Here is a 20934-nt window from a genome sequence, read left to right on the forward strand (position 1 = left end):
AAGATTCTTGCCAATTTATTTTAGGAGCTTATCCCGCCAAGTCAAACATCAATCCATCATTTTCCGTGTTGCCTGAGCGGCTGCGACTACGTCATCCCAATCGAGGTACTGCGCGAGACTCGTCGACCCAATCTCGTTTAAAAGCGACATAAACTCGCCCAAGGTAAGGTCTCCCTCTTTGATTTTTACCTGCCAAGTTGCAGCAGACACTCCTCTGTGTAGCGACGCCATTCTTTGAGCAATTTCATCACGATTCATTGATGGATAATTTCGAATCTCTTCAGCCAAAATTGAGGCACAAAGCGACTTCCAGCCCGCTCTTTGACCAATAGCAAACTTCACCCAACGCGGCGGAACCTCATGATTAATAGCCAAGAGAATTCGCAAAAACAACTCCAAATCCACTCGCTCTTTCGCTATCAATTCCGATAGTGCCTGCCCATCAATCTCTAAGCCTTCTTCGCAATCTTGTTTTAGTAAAGCAGGTACGTCTCCTGTCTTAAGCCCCTTTCGGGCCAATAAAACGCGTACGACACGACTGGCCAAATTTGCCCAAGGCTTATTCATATTGCCCTTGCATTCGAAAATTTTTGGACTATCGTATACGGCAAGAATATGCCGAACGACGACGATGAGAATACTCAGAAAACGGGGATGCTAACGCCAACCAATAGAGGCAACGAATTATGCGATTGTATTGAGGCTTACTGCGCGACACCAGTCTTCTGCATCCGCGAATTCAATTTGAGGAACGCAAAAGCTTTATCGAACTAAGAAAGGGAAGGAAAGCGGGAAAGGAGAGACTGAAAATTACAGAGGTTGAGCAAGGACGAACAAAAATAGCCACAAATTGCTTGCGGCAAAAAAAAAGCTCAGCTAATATGACGACCCGTACTTGCATTTATCGGACATACAATACACCGATAATATCAGTACGCTTAAGTTTGGGAGTAAATGAATTATAGGTTTGTTTACAAACATCTGCAACTACTACTGCAATGGTAGATAGTTTTTTGTAGCGATACTGTGACTTTAACGGTATATCAATTATCAAAGAGGCAATCAAATGAATTAGACAATACGGTCGGCACGTCAAAAAAAATGGGCTCGAGGTGTGTCACCACCTCGAGCCGCGGTCGGCACGCCACTTAAGGCTATGCGCACGTACGCGCGGATAGTCTCATGGGGCAAGCCTAAAGTCAATGTTGCTTCGCAGCATTGCTCGAGACGCTCAAGCGTCTGAAAGGGACATCATGTCCGGGACTACCCGCGACGGGGGCGGCGCCATGCCGCCCTCGGAGAATCATTGCCGCTCCGAGCGGCCGCTCGAATGCAACCAGCCATTCACCCTTACCCAATCGTCACTTCTTGACAATAGTCCGCCGCTTGCGAGCTGGCCGGCCGACTACGCACGCCTGCGTAGCAAAGTTGTTTCTCCCTCCGAGCCGACACTGAAAAGCTCGGACGAGATAGTTGCACGGAGGAAATGTGACCAATAGTCGAGAAATGCAAGCTCTTGGGAGCTTGGGCCAGTTGGTCGTAAGCGGCGCCAGAAATGCGACCTCAGTAGGCGCCTATGCAATCGAGCAGGTGCCGGGCTTGAAAACGTTCGCTGCACTTAGAACGATTGATGAGCTGAGTCAGTGGCTCGGCAAAGAACCGGAATGTGCAAAGGCACGTTATAGGGACGAAACACCGGAGGCGAAACGACTTGCGTTGAACAGTCTGCTCACGGACATCTACATCCCGACCAATCACATTGCCGAATTCGTGCAGACTCTGGGTGGCGCGATGTTTAGTGCATTGAATCTCAGGGACTTCTCAAATCCCAGATATGCCAGCTTCTTCTATCAGCAGGAGGAGTTGCTAATGGGGAAAAATCAAATCAAACCAATGCCGGAGGCACCTTTCGCTAGCCAAGTGTTCAGCGTGATTGGAAGCTCCGGTAGTGGAAAGAGCCTGTTGTGCGACCGCCTTCATCACCTGCTCGGTAGCGCTCAACGACTGCGGTGCTCTCCACCACTTCCTGATTTCCTCGCAATCATTCCGGTGCTTAAGCTGGAATGGAAGAACTCGCGCCCTGAATTTCTCCGACACATTCGTTACGTTCTGCGGGCTGAGATTGCGAATGCAAATGCCAGTGATAGGCTCTTGAGAGAGATTGAGAGCGATATTAATGGCACCAATACCGTGAAGTCATGGTTCATCCAGTTCAACATTGGGGTCATCCTTATCGACGGCTGCAACAACGCATCACTTACTCCTGGCACGCCGGAAGTCTTGGACACCATTGCGGAGGTCAGCAAGTGGACGGGCATCCCTGTAGTGATATTTGGTACTCCTCTCTTCATGCACCGACTGGCGAATGGAAGCATGCCAGGTCCCTATCTGACTTCGGGGCCAAAACTGGATTTGGATGATTTCTCGCCTCCATTGAAAGGTGGGGAGCTGGACATTAATGGGAGCTGGTATAGCACCGTTAGTGAAATTTGGAGAATGAGCGCCATGTCGCAGACCGAGATGCATAAATCTTTCCCTTTGTGGGCATACGAACATAGCCCCGTGCTTCAACACATGGTCTACGGCGTCTGGGATTTCATGAGGCATTCCATTGCATTCACCCAAAGCGGAGAAACGTTTGAATCCGGCGAAGAATCGGAGAAGACAGCGCAGAATGCCGAGCCTCATCGAGAACTTCTCCGACATCCCGAGAGTTTGGAAGCATCAAACCTCAAAGCGGAGCGCGTGAAAAAAATGATGGGCCACACTAGCAAGCTAAGCAAGCGTTTGCGCCAAATCGCCTATCAAGTTGGCACCACGGGCCACGTCCAGAGCGAAGATGACTTCCGAAGGTATCCAGACTACATGCCATCCGCAATTGTCTGCAATCCTGCCTATGAGTCTTGGGTAGGGACGGGTCTGACCAGCGGTATTCGACCTTCGCCACGCTCTGTTGGAATCATCCGTTCTCCAAAGCCCAAAACATCAGCAATCGGATAGGCAGAGCCTACTCCGTAGCGCTGTGACGCCTAGATGCGCTGGCGTCCTCTTCCATCCTGGAGAGGAAGGCCGGTGCATTGGGACATACGCAAATTTGTGAGGGGTGCGCGATGACACCAGACGAGGACATTATTTACGCAGCGCCCCTTGTTAAGGGGCAGGTACTGCATGACCATGCTTGCCATGTACGAACGATGGCCAAGACCAATTCATTACGCCAGAAGTCCATTCTCATCCTGGAGAAGCTTCCTGGGTTGGATGGCATGCCTAGTGGTTTGAACACTTATCACAACAATCTGGGATATTTGTATAAGTCCCTCGACGCGCTCGTATCTGAACATACTGAAGAGAATGCATTTCGCTGCGGCATATCTTCAGCCAGGTATGACGTTCTGCGAGCCAGGCTTGTTGGCAGGCCTGTGGGGCCGGTGCGTCCTAGCTTCCTCCCTGCTCTCTTTGCGGTCAGCGAGAGGCTATATCGCCAGTGCCCTGAATGCTGCGATGAGCAGATGGTAACACGCGGATTTGCACACATCGAGCTGCATAACGGCCTACCGTTCGTCTCTATGTGCCCAATCCATGGCGTCGAATTACGCTCGACTGCAGAACAGGCGCTGCTCTTTGACCAAGTGTGCCGAGACGCAACGAGTGCATATCAACGCCTGAGAGAATTTGAGTATTCGGTTTTGATGCATCAATGCCTTCAAATCCAAGCTGAGCAATCGCCGTTCAACCGGCGTGCAATAGTTGAAGCCCTGACTTTGGGCAGATGGATTGGCGGGAATGGCCGGCTCAACCTGGTCGAACTTCTGCATGCGTTCGTAGGTTTCTATAGTGGTTCGTTCAGCGATGTCCGCCTAGACATCCTATGCACCAGTCCTAAATACGTTGAGAACGCACTTCGGTCGCTGCTCCGGGAAGACCGTGCACTACATCCGGTGTGGTGCGTACTGTTCAAATGGTTTGCCGAAAGCTGCGCATGTAGCCTCCGAGCCACCAGGCCCGAAGCCCGAGCGCCAGAACCTGTGGAGCCATCCGAAGAGCAGATTCGTACTGCTCTGTTAGAACATAGCTCACTCACATCAGCAGCTACAGCACTTGGCGTAAGCGCCTCTTACCTCAATTGCATGTGCCGACGGTATGGGATTGCACGCGTCTGGCGACCCAAGAAACTCGACCAAGCGATTATGCAGTCAATTCATCAGGCATTCAACGAGGGTGCGCATCCGAAGGATGTGATGAGGAGATTCAAAGTATCACAGTCCACTGCCTATCGAATCCTGGCTAGCAGGGAGGACCGCGTCTTGCCGATTCAGAGGAGAACTCAACAGCGTACGGAAGATGCAAAAGCGGCTTGGCTAGATGCGGTTCGTTGCCATCCATCTGCGTCTGAAAAAAGTCTACGTCAGAAGTACACCGCAACTTGGGTGCACCTATATCGCCATGCTCGTTCTTGGCTAAACGAGATTGAGACAGCTAGGGCGGCTCGGAGACGACATTCCATCAAGTCCAGAAATGGCCTACTGCTGGCAAGGCTGAGTGCCGCACTAAGCGGTGCTCATGATAGATACACCGCTCCCGGAACAAAGCCGGTTTTCAAAAGCGCCTACCGACTGCGAATCGCCATCGGCTTGAGCGAACATGCATTCGAGAGCACTGCAACTAGAGACCAAGTGAGAAGCGTAATCGAATCGCCAAGAGAATTCATTGCACGTCGCATTCGCTGGGCCTACAGCTCCGGTCAAATTCCGCCCTACAAGCTATCAACTATTGCTCGAGCGCTCTCCCTGAGACCATCGACCATTCAGAAAACATTTGCACGTAAGACACAAAAAGAAAGAGAACCGCAGATTGGAAATGGAATTTAAATCTCAAGGCGCCTATTCGATACCTATTCAGGACGAAGAAAACATCATGGCTTGGCTAGCAACAGAGACCTTTTTCCGCAGGAAGACGAACTACTTAATCAATTCTTCAGGAACCCGTGCGCATTCAAAAAATGCTCCTTGGCTGCATCCGTCGAATATCGAGCGCTTCGTGGCCGACTTCCCGATTGGATTAAAAGACGCACATTCTGTTGTATTGAACAACACCTGCTTTCGGCTTGCGTCTCTTCTGTCCGCCGATGAAGTTAAGGACTCAATCTATCGTTATGCGTTGGGCAACAATGACTCAACAATTGCGCTCGGATTTCTTGGCAAAACCAAATTTTACAGGGCCCTTTGTTCGGAATGCCTCTCAAATCCAGGAGGACAATATCACTACGCGGTATGGGACAGACTCTTCAATGTTCCTGGCATCAAAGTGTGCCCGACGCATAAGCAGGTTTTGCTAAGGCCTTGCCAGAGTTGTAATGAGCAGCTTCAGTTCACTCGCCCCACAATGTTCTGTTGTGAACGCGGCATGGAACCGGTCGATGAACTTTCTGAAGTCGAAATTGATTTCCTCGCCAAAGTTGCGGCATCTGCTCGGCGAGTCCTCCACGGAGAGCTGGAGAGCCTCTCTGCGGATAGCATCTTTGCCGCTATAGCTACGAAAGTGCGCGAATATCAAGAAAAATCGGACGACCCAGACAACATAATAAAGAATCGCCTCGTGGAGAAAATCGGCATTGACGGATTCAATCGACTCGGCATATCAGCGCAAACATTAGCCAAGATTTCGACATCGAAAGATGATGAGTACCGTGCGAAACACCCTGTCAACGTTTTAACAGTAATACATGCACTGTTTGAAAATATGGACAGCTTCATTGTGGCAGCCAATTGCGTATCGCTCGTACATAAAAATTCAGTGGAGGCAATTTCTCCGAGAAATTATAGGGGACCTGTACCTCTGGAAGAACCAACCCTCAAAACTATCGAAGACCTCGTCTCAGTTACTGAGAAATACAAATCTATCGTTGAAGCTGCCCTCGAAGAGCAGCCATCTCTTACACGAGCCAAATTTCGAAAGTCACTGGGTGGGAGAGAAATCTATACCCATCTCGGAATTCACGCGGCTGATTGGCTCAAGCGTCGCTTCACAAAGCAGAAGTTGAAGGTAAAAGGAATGCTGGAGGGAGCTTCGTCAGAGTCACCGATGCCTAGAAACTACGCCACCAGCGTCGCAAAATTGGTTGAGCATATACGCCGTCGTCACCAGTTTCTCGTAACGTCTCTTCCCGAAAAGCGAATAACGAAATTCGCCCTGTTGAAAAATTCTAGCTATCGGGGAAATGCGATTATCCGTAATTCTCCAGAGGTGCAAGCTGCATTGCTTGCTTACGTAGACGATACAAAGAAGAGAACATATCAGCTGCGAAACATTGGAATTATGTGCAAACGGGTTAATGAGAAATCTCCTGGCCACCCTTACGGAGACGAAGAGTGGTATCAAAACTTGTCTAAGCCTAATTTCAATCGCCGACTTTCCCTTCTCAGAAAATGGCTCGCCCAAAATTAATCAATGGCGATTGCAGTGCTCTCTCTTTTTCACGAGCGAGGTCGTCAACTTTGCGTACATCCAGGCTTACAACTGAGTCATTGGCCGAGCCTATTTCCGACCAGGAATTTCAGCTGCGTGGTTATGTTGGAACGGCCATTCTCCAGCCGGTAGAGTTGCCGCTCTACGACCCGCGCGGCGTGCGCAGCGTCACTAATAAGTACGAGCATTGGAAAGACGCTATAGACGGTCGGGGCGGTGTCGCCGGGTGGATGTTCAGTCGTAAGGCCAACGGCATCATTCCGTTCCACTCTTTTATCGAGCAGCGGATACACACCTTCTTGGAACTGAATCCCCTTGTAGTAGAAATTCGCGCGCAATACCCAGAATTCGACCAGGAAAAATGGGCTCTAGCCAAGCAAAAGGCCGAGATGATGCGCAAAACCATCCCGGATTTCCACGGAAAGGTGCCAGCGCAACTCGTCATCACGGTCGATTGCGTAGCGACTTTGGCACTCCCTGGCAAAAAAGAACTGCTTTACCACACCATTTCAGGAAAGCCAGCCGCGTTACTTCAGTTGCCCAATGTCATCCTTCGACATGAGAAGGAAAAGGCGTTGCGGGCTCGTTGGAATAGCACATTCGAAATCATGACTGACATGACCTTTTCAGAACAAGAACATCGAAATAATGTTCACATCCTGCGCTGGTTAGGCAGGATTCGCGACGTCCACGAGCACTCTCACACAGCGGCTGACTTTGCGGCAAGGCTGAAGAAGACCAAAGCGAAGGGCAGCGTGAGTCAAGTCCTCACTACGATTGGAAATCGTATGGAGCTCACCCGAAGTGAATGCTATCGGTACTTCGCAGTCGCGCATTATTGCGGCTACTTGCGCTGGGACCATAAATTTCCTCTGCGCCACAACATGGAATTTCGTCTGGCAATCCCACCGTATCGCTATTAATCGCCACTAATGACGACTATGAGTAACACAGTTACCGTTCCCCAAAAGCCTAAATACAAGGACATCGAGCTTGTAGGTGGTGGCCTATCACGCACATACCGAATTATCCACAAGGATACGCGCCGCTATTTTTTGATGAAGGTCGCGGTCAAAGCAGATGACGGCCCTCTGGAGCTACTTCGCCCACCCAAAATTGTCCACGAAGGGATGGTTACGTGGACGATTCGTAAATTTCGTACTCTTGAGAAGAGCGGAGCACTGCGTGAACTTGGGATAAATATCCTTCCAGCTGAAATCGGTGAGAGCAGCTACAGCCTTACGGAGTTTCCCAATCAAGAGAAACGAGACAATGCTATCGAGTATATCTGGCGCACTGCCTGGCCGCGCTTGCTTACTGACAAGAAGCTATATGAAAGCACCGTTAGCGATGTCGCGGCGGCGCAGCGCACCGAAAAGAAGACCGTAAAAGCTTGGATAGCGGCGCAAGCATTCTATCAGCACCGCAACGCCCAAATACCGCACTTTTGGTTGCAAGGCGGCCCTGGAATTGGTCGTAGGCTTCAACGGGATAAAAAACCGAAATCCAAGGCGCTGGGAGGACCTCGCCACGCGCAGCGACTCAACCCAGAGACTGACAACAAGTCGAGACAGGCACCTCAATGGTTCGTCGATAAGTGGCTCGATTACGCAGAGGCGCAAGGAAGAACAGACGACTCGCTCAAGGTCATCTATAACCGATTCTGCAGTGAAGCGTATTGGAAAAGCAAAGAGGCTGGAGACGACGGAACCGGTTTGAAATTCGTCAGCGAAAAGAACAAGCTGCCTGAGCAAAAATATATGGCCTCGCTTGCTTATGAACGCTGGCGAGCTGTTGCTATTGATAAGGAACGGGCGCGACGACTTGACCCGAATTATCCGCGTCAGCTCAGTGGTGGCAGCACCCAGGACTTTGTGGAGGCTGGGGACTTTCTTTACGAGATGGACGGCACGCTTGCAGATAACTTTGTTCGCTTCGCCAACAAAGCCTTATTTGTACGTGGTCAGGACCGCCCCACCATCCTCCTTTGCGTAGACCGCTTTAGCACCGCTATCGTTGGCTGGTACGTCACATGGCGTCCTGAAGACGCAAACAGTTACCTTGCTTTGGCATTTTCTGCGTTCACCCCTAAAGACTTTGAACTCGAAAAATGGGAGCTACCTCCTGACCTACCTGGAATGGTCTTCGGTTGCGCTAGTAGTGTCCTTATCGACCGCGGCAATGGCCGTTCACAAGTAGTCGTTGAATCAATCGTCAAAAAATTGGGAATTCCTCTTCTTATCGCTAATCCCGGTGACCCTGAGGCAAAGCCTCATGTGGAGCGAACGATTGGCTTAATGAAACGCGCAATGGAGCATATGCCGGGTGCCATCAAGCCGATTGGCGATGACTACTTAGATAAGAAGCAGTACGAAGCAGCCCGAGCAAGCGGCGGAGTCGATTTCACCGTATTCATGCAGGAGCTGATAAAGGCTATCAGCATCAAGAACACCACTCCCGACGCCAAGCTCTACAGAACCGTAGAAATGCGCGACGAGATGATGAAACTTGGCCTCCCCCCCACCCCGGCCGGTGCTTTCGAGTATTCCAAGTCACTGCTTACCGGCGACGAGGATTGGAATCTATCCGAATTCGAACTGTTCACCCAGTTCTGCACAACGAAGTCCAGGAGTGTGAAAGAGGGCCAGGTGAATTGGGGGACCGGTAGGTACTTCAGCTCCCCAGCCCTTAGAAGCTACGTCAACCTGCTCAAGCGTGAGAACAGCAATATGGAAATCAAAATTACTGTCCACCGAACTCCAATTTGCCCTCTAACTCTTTGGTGGATTGGACCAGAAGGGCAACTCTTGGAGCTTGATGCCACTCCGACGACGGCGCGTCGCTTCGGGAACTCAACGGTGGAGTGGCACGACATTATCAACATGAGCGATACCGCATCAGTCCAGCAAGTTGAGCGTGACGTTGCCGCTGGGGTAGGTAAGAAATCGCACACTGCGCTTTTGTCTCGTGTACGGGCAGGAAAAATCGATTCTATTGTTCGCAATTCCAACGTTGCCGTGGCCGCAGGCGCTGTGGACGCTCGAACAGCGAAGTCAATCGCAACTACGGTGCGCCAGCAAGAGGATGAAGTAGCGCTGAGAAATCATTTCAACACTCAGGTTCCTAATTTTCCCGCTCGAGCTCCTGTTACTGCCACCGCGCCTTCACAACCGACTGATAACTCAAGGGGTGAGGACGACGATGATGATGATTTCCTCGCTCCTGTAGTTTATCGCCGCAAGTTGGGAAGCGAATAATGATGATGACCATGTACACCTTACCTAGGACTGTGTGGTGACACGACATTCGCAAGCATCTTCATCCACAACCGCGGCACTACAGATGGCCGAGGTTGGGGAGATGCTTGCCCGGATAAGGCATGCCCACCAGTTGCGCCAGGATGATGCCGCGCGCCTTGCCGGCCTATCGAGAAACACCATCTATCGAATTGAGAATGGCGATGCCGGCGTCTCCTTTGGGCACATCATCTGCTACCTTGAAGCTCTGTCGCCAGGAGCGACATTCAGTGAGTTGTTTGATAAGCGCTCTCGAATTCGTATTGGCTTGCATATTCACGAGACAAGAACTCAAAAACGCGTGACAGTGAATGCAAGCAAACGAAAGAGTTCGGATATAACGTCAATGGATGCCAACGGAAACCAGGAGGCAAGCTGATGGCTTAGGGTCGGGCGCGGTTGGGGCGAAAAGTGCACTAATGCTTGCTAACTACAAGCAAAACAAAGATAGAAGGAAATCCTCCGGCCAATGGTCGAAGTAGACCACAAAAAATGGCCTTAATTACGGACGCACTCAGGCAACATCAAGCGAACGGTGGACTTCTCATTGCCTGGGGCAAGTGAACCAACACCAGGCAGCGCTCTCTCGCTCGAGTAACGGCGTTATACAGCAACCGACGCTGATGGTCCGCATCACCTACAGTTGCCGCCGACCATAGAACTACTACGTTATCAAACTCACGATTCTTTGCACCATGTACGGTTAGCGCAACCCGCGACCGTCCCTTTGGCGAGGCATGCCGCCTACTCGAAAATGAACGCTCAATTACTTCAATCACCACGTCCTTTTGGAATTCCGTGACACCAAGTGCACGCCTCTGTATATCGAACCAATCGCACACGTCCTTCAAAGTCCGGTCATCTCCAGCTGCTTTAATATACTCAATGAAGGCTTGCGCGCCTGCCGCAGCTGGCAATTTCAAGGCACCAAGATATACCTCGGCAGCCTTAGACTCTGAAACCTCCCAGGGAATAAAGAATGGCCCCGTACCCGTCTTGTCGGCCTTGTTCTCTGCCACCCATGTACATACACTCGTCGCAAAACCACGCACTGCCGTTGTGATAATTGCAGTAGTCTTTGCCCTTCCGTACCAAGCTAGCTGATTGGCGAGAAAACTCCCTGCCGTCCGCGTTCTTGGTGCCAATAGGATTCGAAATTCCTTTCCGCTTACCGGTGCCACACCATTCCGAATGGCTGCTGCGGCGCCGAGCAACTCCCCGGATTTCGTTCTCTGTAGTTTCGTCAGCCACTCAACTTCTGTTGCCGACTCAAGCCATTCGAAGGCCTTGTTTGGACGCAACTTGTCATCAAGACACTGGAATTCGTCAGCGGCAGCAATGACGTTAATGTAGACAGACAAGGCTTGAATAATCGCCAAGCGGGAAATATCCAAATCCTGTGCCTCATCCAGAATAAGAACTGGATATGTGGCCGCCATCCATCGACACACTACTTCATCTCGAAGCAGAAGTGCCGCTGCCTCGCACATATTATTGAAGTCGCCAACTGCTGGAACACTGCGTCCCATTTTCAATAGCAGAGCTTGCCATCGCAGAACGACACGGCCTGCGAGGCCATCCAAAACAACGCACTCAAAGCGGCCGGCGAGGCCCTTATTCTCTTCCAAGCGTCCGTGCAAACGCCTTCTTGAACCATGCATGTAGGTCAAAGCAAGAACCTTCTGCCCGTCCTTAAGGGGATTGACCTGCAGGTACTCCTCAAGCGCTTGCATTACATGGAAGGTCTTACCGAATCCGGCACCGCCCGAAAATACGCGCATGCTTACCGCTGGAATGTCCATACATCCCCATTGAGCTTGAAGTGTTCGTTCTCCTGACCATTACACGTAGCAGCAAGCCCCGTGAATAGGCCTACCGCCCTTTCTCGACATCCCCGATGGCGCCCAATTACGCTTGCTATAGTTTCATAGGCGACGATGTCGACCTTGTGCGCCTTAAGATAGGCAACTAACTGAACAACATCTGTTGACGGCGGATTAGATGTGTCTCTCAACTCAGCCCACGCGTCTCTCTCGGCAGCCTCCAAAATCCACCCAACGACATCCTCAATCATGGCCCCGGCGTCCCACTGAATAATGGCTTTCGGCCGAGTCTTCTCGGCCAATAGACTCTTCACATAATCATTACCAGCAGCATCACCGTCAACCAAGCAACACACCGCTCCATGTAATCGAGAGAGTGCCTGGTAGGTCAGGATGACTTTCGCATCTTCAGTGGGAACGACGCCAATTTCTAGACCAAAGACTGGCGATTCCTCAGAATTCCATCCATCACCCAGAACGACCGCCCGCAGAATTGTACGCAATAAGTAGTAGTCAGCGCGTCCCTCGGGAACGATGATATGAGGGTGCATCAGGCTAGTCATTACCTCGACGCGCATTATCTGAAATAACTTTCGCTGCCATGCCGGCGCCGTGTTCGGCAAAGCCTCATGGAGAAATGGCTCCGCGAGCATGTTGCCGTTTTCATTACGCAGCAACAGAACCGACGTCGGGTCGGCCAACGCAGCGACCGAGGGAGAGTGAGTGGTTATGAAGGTTTGTGTGGATAGCGCCTGCACTCTATGAACCAATTGCTGCTGACTTGAAGGCGGGATATGAATCTCGGGTTCTTCAAGAGCCATTACGAATCCCTCTCCAGACTCTGCTCGAAGGCGCCCCAGTTCCAGTAACAGCATCACCCCTTGCAGCGAAATCAAACCACTACCTTGTCGCGCGGCCGGTACGCTATGCCCGTCCTTTACCGCGAAATGCGCAACAACGGTCTCAAGGACCGAGCGACTGTCCGTGTTGGTTAGTCGTAAATTCAGTGCGGGGGAGCGCTCTATAAACTTCGCTAGTTGAGCATTGACGTTCGAGACCAGTTGGGCAATCTCGGAATCGTCTTCAATAGGATTATTCGGCGTACGCAGCCTGTCTCTTTCAGCCAATATTGCGGCTGCTGGCTGGGCGCCAGCAGCATTCACTGTCCGCCGAAACAGCTCACTTCCCCATGAGAGAACTCTGTCCCAGCTGCGATTTGCTCTAACAAGGAAGAAACCAAACTGCTGAATCAGTTTTCCCGGAACCGGAACGGGTGAATCGAGAGCAAATGGGTCAATCGGATTGTCGTGGTCATGGAAGTACCGGAACATTTCCACGGACAGTGAATCGCTATCGAAATAAGCTTGGACAGCTATCTGGCAACACAGCTTTGTGAATTCCTTGGTTTCCACGGCGGAAACGGCACCCGTCTTCTCATTGAGCCACTTCGGAACGCCGCGCCCCTCGCGAAACCAATCTGAATTCCGCTCAGGGTGGTTTCCCTCGAAATCGGAAATAGTCGCGACGAGCTTAATCCGGTCTGCGGGCTTAGGATTAGAACCGTAAAAGTCATGTTCGCTAAGCTCACGAATCAACTTATCTCGCCCAAAGAGGAGAGTAAGTGCTTCGATAACGGTACTTTTTCCAGTGTTATTCGCGCCCACAAGTACCGTGTGTTTTTGAAAAACAATGTGTGCCTCCCTCACGCCCCTAAAATTAGTAATCTCCAGTGATGCAATTCGCATTCGGCAGTCCTCGCTATGTTTGCTTTCTGATGCATTTCGGGTAGTAGCCACTAGAACGATATAGCTAAACGACAACTGTCGGCTCAAACACGCGTTCCTTGCTCCTTACGATAACCACCCTTTAATGATTGGCCATGCCTGTGCCAACGTTCCGATAGCTGACACGATACCGAAAAATGCCACCCAAAACTGCAACCGATTTGCACTGGTGTGCCGGCGCTTTTCATCCTCGTATTCGCTCAAGGCACCGAAAGCCTGAGGGGTGATTTTGTACTCATTATTAACTTTCTCAACGAGACCGTCCGCTACCAAAGAATTAAGCAAAAGCTTGTAGTACGCAGTGGTACGAGCGAATCCCGGATGAAAGATGGCCCGTCGACTTTGGTCTCCTGCCAGATATACCGGATGAAAGACAATATCTGGCCGCTCGATGGTCCGGTCAATCATCAGTCGGAGCAAATCAAAACGTTCAACTGTTGCTAGCGATTTCTTGTTATAGAACCACTGCACGAAATAAGACCAGTCAGCAGTTATTCGATGAAACTGCAAACCACGCATAATCTCAAATGCTATCGGGTTTTGAGAAGTAAATTGAAACCTGCGGTAATAGAAAACAATCTCAACGTCTGCCGCGGCAGCTTCCTCGAGAGAAATCGTAGCGTCAAGGATGTTCTCGTCATTTTCGAAACGTCTCCCATACACAGTTTCACCATCGAATCCACCAACAAGCATTACACCCGGCGTCTCCCAGCGTAGCCGCACGGTGTAGTAGTTCCGGTCATCGTTTGCCGGCGAATTCAGTGGAATTTGGAGAGGCGAAGGCCTTTTGGTATATCTGAACAGAACCCTGCTCAGGAAGTATTCTTTGATTTTTGTTTTCAATATCTTTCCCCAACCACGAAAGCACCGGACTCCGCGCTAGGGAGTTACCTTGTCAATTTTCTTGCTATCCAGATGCTCGAGGAAGCGCTGGAGCTTCAGCTCAGACTGATATTTGCACTCAAGGCCCGACATTTTTGCTTCAGCGTATTCCCCATTCCCAACTTTGCCCATCTCTTTGTCCAGAACAGCCTTATCAGGAAGGAATCGTAATGGGTCAACAAGCGCAGTAATCACTCCGTTGTGCATACGGAATGAAAACATCGATTCTTCTTTTCCGTCAATCCAGTCGTATGCTTTTGCATAGAGCTGCCCCGAGATTATTTCTCCTTTAAACTGCACAAACATAAACGGCAGGACGCGACAAATTTCTTTTGTGGAAATTGTCCCTGAAGCAATTCCTTGTTGGACATCAAGGGTTAAATACACTTCGTTTCGGCTTAGCTCTGGGCCACCAATGACTCCTTCGACCATGTCCGACCAGGCACCTGTCCATTTCGCATCATCGTAATACCAGCTACGCGCCATGCTGACCGTCTCCTTTATTTTTCCTGGAAGCATCTGTGCATTGGTCAACGCTGTTGGACCCTGGGTCAAAACAAATGCAATAACGCCGCCTAAACCAGCCAACACACTGGTGATATAGACCCACCTACGCTTGCACCAGGCAAGGAAGCCTCGACCATGCGTATCTGTCTCCCGCCGCTTACGCTCGGATTCTTCCCGCAACCGCTGAAGTCCTGGAATGTTTTTCTTCCGCATATACCCCCACAATTACTGTTTTTAACTTGAAGCGAGAAGTATAAAGCGCGCGAAGATAACCACGTTTAGGGAATGCTGCCACTGAATTTCTCGACGATATATTTGGCTGGTGAAAATGAAAATCCTAGGCTTCTTGCCGCTTCAACCGGTCCCATCGCCCAGGCATTTGGGTCTGTGTCACAACACCAGGATTGACTTCCAGAAATTCAAGTACGTCCGGATTTTTTCCAAACGCACTCCTAATGGAGCCACTAGGACTGACGACCGCATATTCCAAAATATCGGCCGTAAAGGCGTAGGCCTTCACCAACAATGCGTTGCGCTCTTTGTCATACTCAAGTGGCATATGTTCAAGCATCTCGTATTCAATGAGATATCCCCTGAAGGTACCATCATCAACCAACGTGCCTTGGCAATTGAAATAAAGAGCTACCAGTTCATCAGACGATAGCTGAGCACGAAGGATGTTCGAATATCTCTTTGGCGACGGCGCCAGTTCATTTCCTCGGTCAACTTCGACCGGTGCGCTGGCATGGATATAGGCAAGAACCTGGTACAGGTTTCTGAAATAGTGGCCAAGCACATAGTTGTGTTTTTCTTGTATTTCCTGGTAGACCCGAGCTGCGGTCGGAGGCGATTTCTTAGGAGTATCACCCCGCTCCAAAGCAATGCGCTGTCTCTTTGGTCGGATTGGTACTCGCGACTCAGAGCCCTCGGATTTCTCTTTCATCGCCTGGAGAACAACTCCGAAAACTGAGCGACCTCTTTCCTCTTGCGAGCCGTGAAGATAACGGGATAGCTCGGTAAGGCTGGCCTCACCATCGATATGAACTCTCGCTGGTGAAAATCGCAACTGCCCAACCGTAGCGCTTTGCAGATTCAACATGTTGAAGAACGTGGTTTCGAACATTTGCTTAGCGTTGGCCTCCCCGCTCTCCAGTGCCTGCTTTCTCGCGTCGCCCCGTCACCGTCTACCAGACAGCACACTGCCCCGTGCAATCTGGATAGCGCTCCGTATGTTTCAATGACCTTGGCATCCTCAGTAGGAACAACACCAATTTCCAGCCCGAACGTAGGTGACTCTTCAGCTATCCACCCATCACCTAGAACAACAGAGCGCAATATCGTTCGTAGAAGATAGTAGTCCGCACGGCCTTCAGGAACGATGACGTGTGGGTGCATCAAGCTAGTCATTACCTCAACACGCATCATTTGAAATAGCTTTCGCTGCCACGCCGGTGCAGTGTTCGGAAGCGTCTCTTGAAGAAACGGCTCCGCAGTGAGGATTCCATCTTCATTGTGCAACAGAAGAACAGACGTCGGGTCTGCTAGTGCGGCAACAGATGGCGAATGAGTGGTTATGAAGGTCTGAGTTGAGAGAGCCTGAACTCGATGCACCAGCTGCTGCTGACTAGACGGAGGTATATGTATCTCTGGCTCTTCCAACGCCATTACGAAGCCCTCTCCAGATTCCGCCCTGAGACGCCCCAGCTCCAATAGCAACATCAGGCCTTGGAGTGAAATCAGGCCACTTCCCTGGCGCGCGGCAGGTACGCTATGCCCCTCATTTACGGAGAAGTGCGCGACGACAGCATCGAGAACTGAACGGCTGTCGGTATTGGTTAGACGCAGATTCAACGCGGGGGAGCGTTCAATGAATTTTCCTAGTTGCTTATTTACATTCGCAACTAGCTGAGCGATTTGCTCATCATCTTCGATTGGGCTGTCAGGCTTTCTCAATCGGTCCCGTTCAGCCAATATGGCGACTGCGGGTTGTGCCGCTGCGGCCCTGACTGTCCGCCGAAACAATTCGCTTCCCCATGAAAGCACTTTGTCCCAGCTCCGATTCGCTCGAACCAGGAAAAAACCAAACTGCTGAATAAGTTTTCCTTGAACTTGAACCGGTGAGTCGATAGCGAAGGGGTCGATTGGATTGTCATGGTCGTGAAAGTAACGCAACATCTCCACCGACAAGGAGTCACTGTCAAAATAAGCCTGGACAGCCACCTGGCAGCACAGTTGCGTGAACACCTTCGTTGGGACTGGGGACACGTTCCCAGTCTTTTCATCAAGCCATTTCGGTACTCCACGTCCTTCACGAAACCAATCGGTGTTCTTTTCCGGAGTGTTCCCATCGAAGTCGGTGATGGTAGCGACCAATTTGATACGGTCAACTGGCGCTGGCGAAGACCCGAAGAAATCGTGTTCGGTGAGCTCTCGAATCAGCTTGTCTCGGCCAAATAGCAGCGTGAGGGCCTCAATGATGGTGCTTTTCCCAGTATTGTTGGCACCCACAAGCACCGTGTGTTTGCGAAAAAGGATATGAGCTGACTTAATGCCACGAAAGTTGGTGATAGCTAGCGACGCAATTCTCATTCGACTTCCCTCGCGATATTGGAATTTTGTTGCGACGTGCGCCCAGTTTTTACCCCCACAATACCGGTCACATATAGCGGTTCACTTTACACAACATTCCGCTTAACTGCTTACAGTGCAGTGGAAAAAAAATGTGCCCGCATATGCAGACACATTTCTCATTTCACCAACATTTCAGACCGTTAACGTTCTGTTCTCTTAGCACCAGATTTATTGGTTTTCAATGCACCAACATCCTCAGATTCTTCCCATTTGAAGCATTCATCTAAGTTCACTCTTGTCCATGGCATGGTTATTTTTCGAAGCTCTTGCATCACTGGTTGCAGTTTCTTAAAGTGGGCACCGATTACGTCATATCGAGCCAGTGCCTCCTGAGTACCAAACAGTCGAAGTGCATCATCCACTACTCTATTTGTGTTGTTGGCAGTCGCCTCCTGCTGCACCGACGAAACACCACATTGCAACAAAGACTCCGCCTGACTCAGCATCATAAACAGTGCCGACGCGACCAATATCGAGTCGCCTCGAACGTCGCTCGTACTAGGCCCCGAAAATCTATTGTTCATGTGTTGCAGCAGCATTAACCGTGTTGGCAGCGGCGGATGTGTTCGCCCTTCCAATAGGCCCGATTTCGCCTTTTCAATCCTAGGCCGCAGGCAAAAAAGCCCTATAGCTACACCGATTGAAATTGCCAGCTCTCTTGCATAGTCATTGGTTAGTACGGCGTTCCAAACAGGGCCCATGCTGCCGGCCTCTTGGAGGCCCTTATTCTCAAACTGTGATTTCAAGTAAAAAACCAGGAAGCGCGTATTCACTAGCCCATTGATATCGGCATCCACCTCCAATGCCTGAAAATATTCCCAATTCTTTAATTTCGAATCCCCCACGGCAGCTGCCACATCGTAGATTTCCCCGATGCATTCTTCTGACACAAACATATCTGCGCTGACCTGCTCATTTTCCCTCTTGAGCGCGAATGCCCTCTCGTGACCAAGCCCTACATGTGCCAACTCATGGTTCACGATGAATGTGAATGCAATATGCGCTAACAAACCGCCGTAGCTTTCGTAGCTCTCTTCATTATGTGGGAGCGCGTCCCAAGCCGTTTTGAGAAAAAATTTCTCTGACGAATTCTCTGCGCTCTTAAGAAATCTAATCACTTGACCGCAAACAGACTGCATGTTTTCAATCAAACTGGTCGTCAGCAAAACCCCATAATATGTACCTGGCCATACCGCCCATGCGTTGGGTTGAGGTCGCTCCAAAACTAGAAACTCAATTGGAAGCCGGTATTTATCCTGAAGGGACCGACTAAACCAATTACAAATAGAGGTACCCAATCGAAGAAATTCCTTTTGCCCCTCTAACTCAGGCTTGGACATATCTGCGAAAATCGGAACGGGGGCGTTTTCTCCCCAAACTCTTTTAGGGTTCTCGACGAGATATTTCTTGAGACTTTCGACCTTCGAAGTTGCGACCACGCTTAATCTCCAGCTAGATAAAAACAACTAGAAAAACTAACGAATTCACAAAGCGCCATCGTGTTCGAGGGGCTGAATAATTTTCTCTGGCAATTCGATGAGATGAAATTTACTTCCGTGCGTTACTGCGGCGAAAACTGCTGGGCTCTCATCAAACGACGCTGCAACAATACTCTGCAGAGCAGACGTACCGCTGAAAGTCTGAACGAGTCCCTTCTGACTATCCTGACTCATCGAGTGCTGCCCTGGCTCATCGAACAGCAAGATGCCAGGATGATTACCTCCGTACTGGCGCGTCGCTGAGGTCTGATAAATAGCAATCAAAAATGCCCAAATCAGACGAACGAAGTCACTCGCGGACGATTCAGAGTGAGCGCTCTTCAGGAGAATCTCCCGCAACGTGAGGTCTCCCAACGCCGGCATCAGCGTACCAGGGTGAATAGTCACTTCCCTTACATCCACACTAGCGTAGTTGAAGGATTGTGCGTTAGCCCGGAAATTCTGCTCAAGTAATCGAATCTTCGTTCTATCTGAGGCCGAATACAGGTCGCTAGGCATATCCTTCTTAGCCTTCTCGGCCTCAAGCAAACGCTCCAGTAGGCCCGAAGCGCGTTCGAGAAATTTTGAGAGACGATTCTCGGCCGCGATGTAGTTGTTAATCTCGCGTTCCAACATCAGCTGCTTGCGGATATCGGCCTCAAGCGTATTGTCGGATTTGACAATTGAGTTCCGGAGTGCCACGACGTACTCACGCTGTTCGACAATCGACACTTCCAGCTGGCGCTGAGTAGTGAGGCTTTCCTGGTAAGAGAAATCAAGGCCAGCAATCTGCCGGCGCAGCATACTAATCTGCGCCTCCAGGTAATCGATGTTTGCCTGCAAGTCCATCGACTCAATGCCTTCAATCTCCTGCATCAAGGTATCGGACACCGGCGAATTACAAGTCGGGCACCTGGATTCCGCGATACTCAAATCGTCCTCAGCCCCCAACTGAAGGAGCTTCCGTGTCGTCTTGTTCTTTCGGATGTCCGACTCGGCCTGCTCCAGCAGCTGCCTGAACTCAGTAAGACTGGAGTTACGCAGCCTTGCCTCGGCCGATACCCGCTCATATCGCCTAGTCAACGCCTCCAATTTTGCAGTCTCTGCATTAAGCAATTGCACCGTCTCCGGCGACGAAGACGTAGTTCCTTCCGACTTCTTGTCTTCCAATGCGTGCCACTCATCTCGTTTTAGGATAGTGACGTTGGACAGCGGCTTCTCTTCGCCGTTGATTTTCATCCACAGCGACGCATCGCCTCGCTGGAAATCTGACGTCAGCAACCTTGGAATATTTCTGACGGAGATTCCTAGAGGCTGGGCAAAGCTCTGAAGGTCATGATATGCATAGCCCCAAGATGTCTGAATCTTCGAGATTTCAGCCTCAGTAATTGCCTTCTTCTCTTCTAAAGCAAAGTTATCAAGGCCAAGCAGGTACTGAACGACGCGAGTTGGCGCGCCGAGAATTTTGTAGAACGGAATGTTCGCAATGTAGTCAGTCCAGCCACGCTTCTGTTCGATGAAGAGTGCAGCGGCGACCACTTGAGGATAGAGATGAACCAGGTCCCCAGTTGAGGACTGTACTCGCGGCAATTCCATGCCCAGGAACGTCTCGAGATAACGGAGATATCCCTCTTCGTACTTCGCCGCACCCGAATCATGGAGGTAAAGCGCCTTCGGCTTCGGAAGTTCTGCTGGTGGCTCGCGAAGCATGGAGCATTCGAAGACCTCAACGAGCTTCGTCGACTTCTTCTCGTTCTTCAACGGGCGCCGGAACGTTACGACTTTCCCCTCCTTGTTCGAGACTTCGACAAGGACGGCCGATTCGTCAATCTTGTGCTTACGCCCGCTGATTGTGAATTCATCGCGGACCGCGGACGTCAAGGTCTTCTCGCCCTTGGCGCCGACAAGCTCCTCAAGGCCCAAGCCATAGAGCAGCGTGTTTACGAATGTACTTTTTCCGGAGGAGTTATTCCCCTTGATGATGTTCAGGCCGCTATCGAACTTGCATTCAAAGCCGTAGGTGCTTCCCGCACTATTGATTTTTATTTGGACTGCTCGAATAAACACT

Annotated in this window: 15 protein-coding genes; 6 read left to right on the forward strand and 9 right to left on the reverse strand. The window is 50.6% G+C overall.

The annotated features are described in order from the left end of the window. Positions 1 to 48: 48 nt before the first annotated feature. Positions 49 to 567: a hypothetical protein gene (locus tag AACH55_RS23040; protein ID WP_338716980.1), complete on the reverse strand. Its 519-nt coding sequence runs from the start codon at positions 565 to 567 to the stop codon at positions 49 to 51. Between the two features lie 921 nt (positions 568 to 1488). Here AACH55_RS23040 and AACH55_RS23045 point away from each other — a divergent pair. From AACH55_RS23045 to AACH55_RS23070, 6 genes are all read left to right on the forward strand, one after another. Continuing rightward, complete coding sequence (locus AACH55_RS23045) at positions 1489 to 3000, forward strand: AAA family ATPase (protein ID WP_338716982.1); 1512 nt, start codon at positions 1489 to 1491, stop codon at positions 2998 to 3000. Between the two features lie 194 nt (positions 3001 to 3194). Continuing rightward, positions 3195 to 4868 (forward strand): TnsD family Tn7-like transposition protein, encoded by a 1674-nt coding sequence (locus AACH55_RS23050; RefSeq protein WP_338716983.1) that lies wholly within the window; start codon positions 3195 to 3197, stop codon positions 4866 to 4868. After that, positions 4858 to 6444, forward strand: a complete 1587-nt coding sequence (locus AACH55_RS23055) for a hypothetical protein (protein WP_338716984.1) — start codon at positions 4858 to 4860, stop codon at positions 6442 to 6444. The genes AACH55_RS23050 and AACH55_RS23055 overlap by 11 nt, the downstream gene beginning before the upstream one ends. A gap of 80 nt (positions 6445 to 6524) precedes the next feature. Then, the gene (locus AACH55_RS23060; protein ID WP_338716985.1) at positions 6525 to 7388 is read left to right on the forward strand and encodes a hypothetical protein; all 864 of its coding nucleotides are present in this window, start codon (positions 6525 to 6527) and stop codon (positions 7386 to 7388) included. Between the two features lie 18 nt (positions 7389 to 7406). Next, a complete protein-coding gene (locus AACH55_RS23065; RefSeq protein WP_338716986.1) occupies positions 7407 to 9722 on the forward strand; it encodes a hypothetical protein in 2316 nt (771 codons plus the stop codon). A gap of 37 nt (positions 9723 to 9759) precedes the next feature. After that, positions 9760 to 10140, forward strand: a complete 381-nt coding sequence (locus tag AACH55_RS23070) for a helix-turn-helix transcriptional regulator (protein WP_338716987.1) — start codon at positions 9760 to 9762, stop codon at positions 10138 to 10140. Positions 10141 to 10285: 145 nt separating this feature from the next. Here the strand turns inward: AACH55_RS23070 and AACH55_RS23075 are convergent, their stop codons facing one another. The 8 genes from AACH55_RS23075 to AACH55_RS23110 all read right to left on the reverse strand — a co-directional run bounded on the left by AACH55_RS23075 (position 10286) and on the right by AACH55_RS23110 (position 20933). Further along, a complete protein-coding gene (locus tag AACH55_RS23075) occupies positions 10286 to 11563 on the reverse strand; it encodes an ATP-dependent helicase (RefSeq protein ID WP_338716988.1) in 1278 nt (425 codons plus the stop codon). Beyond that, positions 11545 to 13329, reverse strand: coding sequence for an AAA family ATPase (locus AACH55_RS23080; protein ID WP_338716989.1), 1785 nt, complete (start codon positions 13327 to 13329; stop codon positions 11545 to 11547). The genes AACH55_RS23075 and AACH55_RS23080 overlap by 19 nt, the downstream gene beginning before the upstream one ends. Before the next feature lie 105 nt (positions 13330 to 13434). Then, positions 13435 to 14211 carry a hypothetical protein gene (locus tag AACH55_RS23085; protein ID WP_338716990.1) on the reverse strand — a complete coding sequence of 259 codons (777 nt, stop codon included), beginning with the start codon at positions 14209 to 14211 and terminating at the stop codon, positions 13435 to 13437. A 36-nt stretch (positions 14212 to 14247) separates the two neighbouring features. Then, complete coding sequence (locus tag AACH55_RS23090) at positions 14248 to 14970, reverse strand: hypothetical protein (protein WP_338716991.1); 723 nt, start codon at positions 14968 to 14970, stop codon at positions 14248 to 14250. A 124-nt stretch (positions 14971 to 15094) separates the two neighbouring features. Beyond that, entirely contained in the window at positions 15095 to 15880 is a 786-nt protein-coding gene (locus tag AACH55_RS23095; RefSeq protein WP_338716992.1) for a putative phage abortive infection protein, read from the reverse strand. After that, the gene (locus AACH55_RS23100) at positions 15850 to 17346 is read right to left on the reverse strand and encodes an AAA family ATPase (RefSeq protein ID WP_338716993.1); all 1497 of its coding nucleotides are present in this window, start codon (positions 17344 to 17346) and stop codon (positions 15850 to 15852) included. Before AACH55_RS23100 ends, AACH55_RS23095 begins: the two co-directional genes overlap by 31 nt. Positions 17347 to 17528: 182 nt before the next feature. After that, positions 17529 to 18827 (reverse strand): hypothetical protein, encoded by a 1299-nt coding sequence (locus AACH55_RS23105; protein WP_338716994.1) that lies wholly within the window; start codon positions 18825 to 18827, stop codon positions 17529 to 17531. A 45-nt stretch (positions 18828 to 18872) separates the two neighbouring features. Beyond that, a complete protein-coding gene (locus AACH55_RS23110) occupies positions 18873 to 20933 on the reverse strand; it encodes an AAA family ATPase (RefSeq protein WP_338716995.1) in 2061 nt (686 codons plus the stop codon). Position 20934 lies beyond the last annotated feature (1 nt).

This window comes from Herbaspirillum sp. DW155, from assembly GCF_037076565.1.
Classification (GTDB): Bacteria; Pseudomonadota; Gammaproteobacteria; order Burkholderiales; family Burkholderiaceae_D; genus Herbaspirillum.

Excerpts from the sequence above, each read along its gene's own strand:
- AACH55_RS23075 (WP_338716988.1), bottom strand. The coding sequence starts at position 11,563 with ATGGACATTCCAGCGGTAAGCATGCGCGTATTTTCGGGCGGTGCCGGA.
- AACH55_RS23090 (WP_338716991.1), bottom strand. The coding sequence starts at position 14,970 with ATGCGGAAGAAAAACATTCCAGGACTTCAGCGGTTGCGGGAAGAATCC.
- AACH55_RS23055 (WP_338716984.1), top strand. The coding sequence starts at position 4,858 with ATGGAATTTAAATCTCAAGGCGCCTATTCGATACCTATTCAGGACGAA.
- AACH55_RS23080 (WP_338716989.1), bottom strand. The coding sequence starts at position 13,329 with ATGCGAATTGCATCACTGGAGATTACTAATTTTAGGGGCGTGAGGGAG.
- AACH55_RS23040 (WP_338716980.1), bottom strand. The coding sequence starts at position 567 with ATGAATAAGCCTTGGGCAAATTTGGCCAGTCGTGTCGTACGCGTTTTA.
- AACH55_RS23100 (WP_338716993.1), bottom strand. The coding sequence starts at position 17,346 with ATGAGAATTGCGTCGCTAGCTATCACCAACTTTCGTGGCATTAAGTCA.
- AACH55_RS23065 (WP_338716986.1), top strand. The coding sequence starts at position 7,407 with ATGAGTAACACAGTTACCGTTCCCCAAAAGCCTAAATACAAGGACATC.
- AACH55_RS23050 (WP_338716983.1), top strand. The coding sequence starts at position 3,195 with ATGGCCAAGACCAATTCATTACGCCAGAAGTCCATTCTCATCCTGGAG.
- AACH55_RS23095 (WP_338716992.1), bottom strand. The coding sequence starts at position 15,880 with ATGTTCGAAACCACGTTCTTCAACATGTTGAATCTGCAAAGCGCTACG.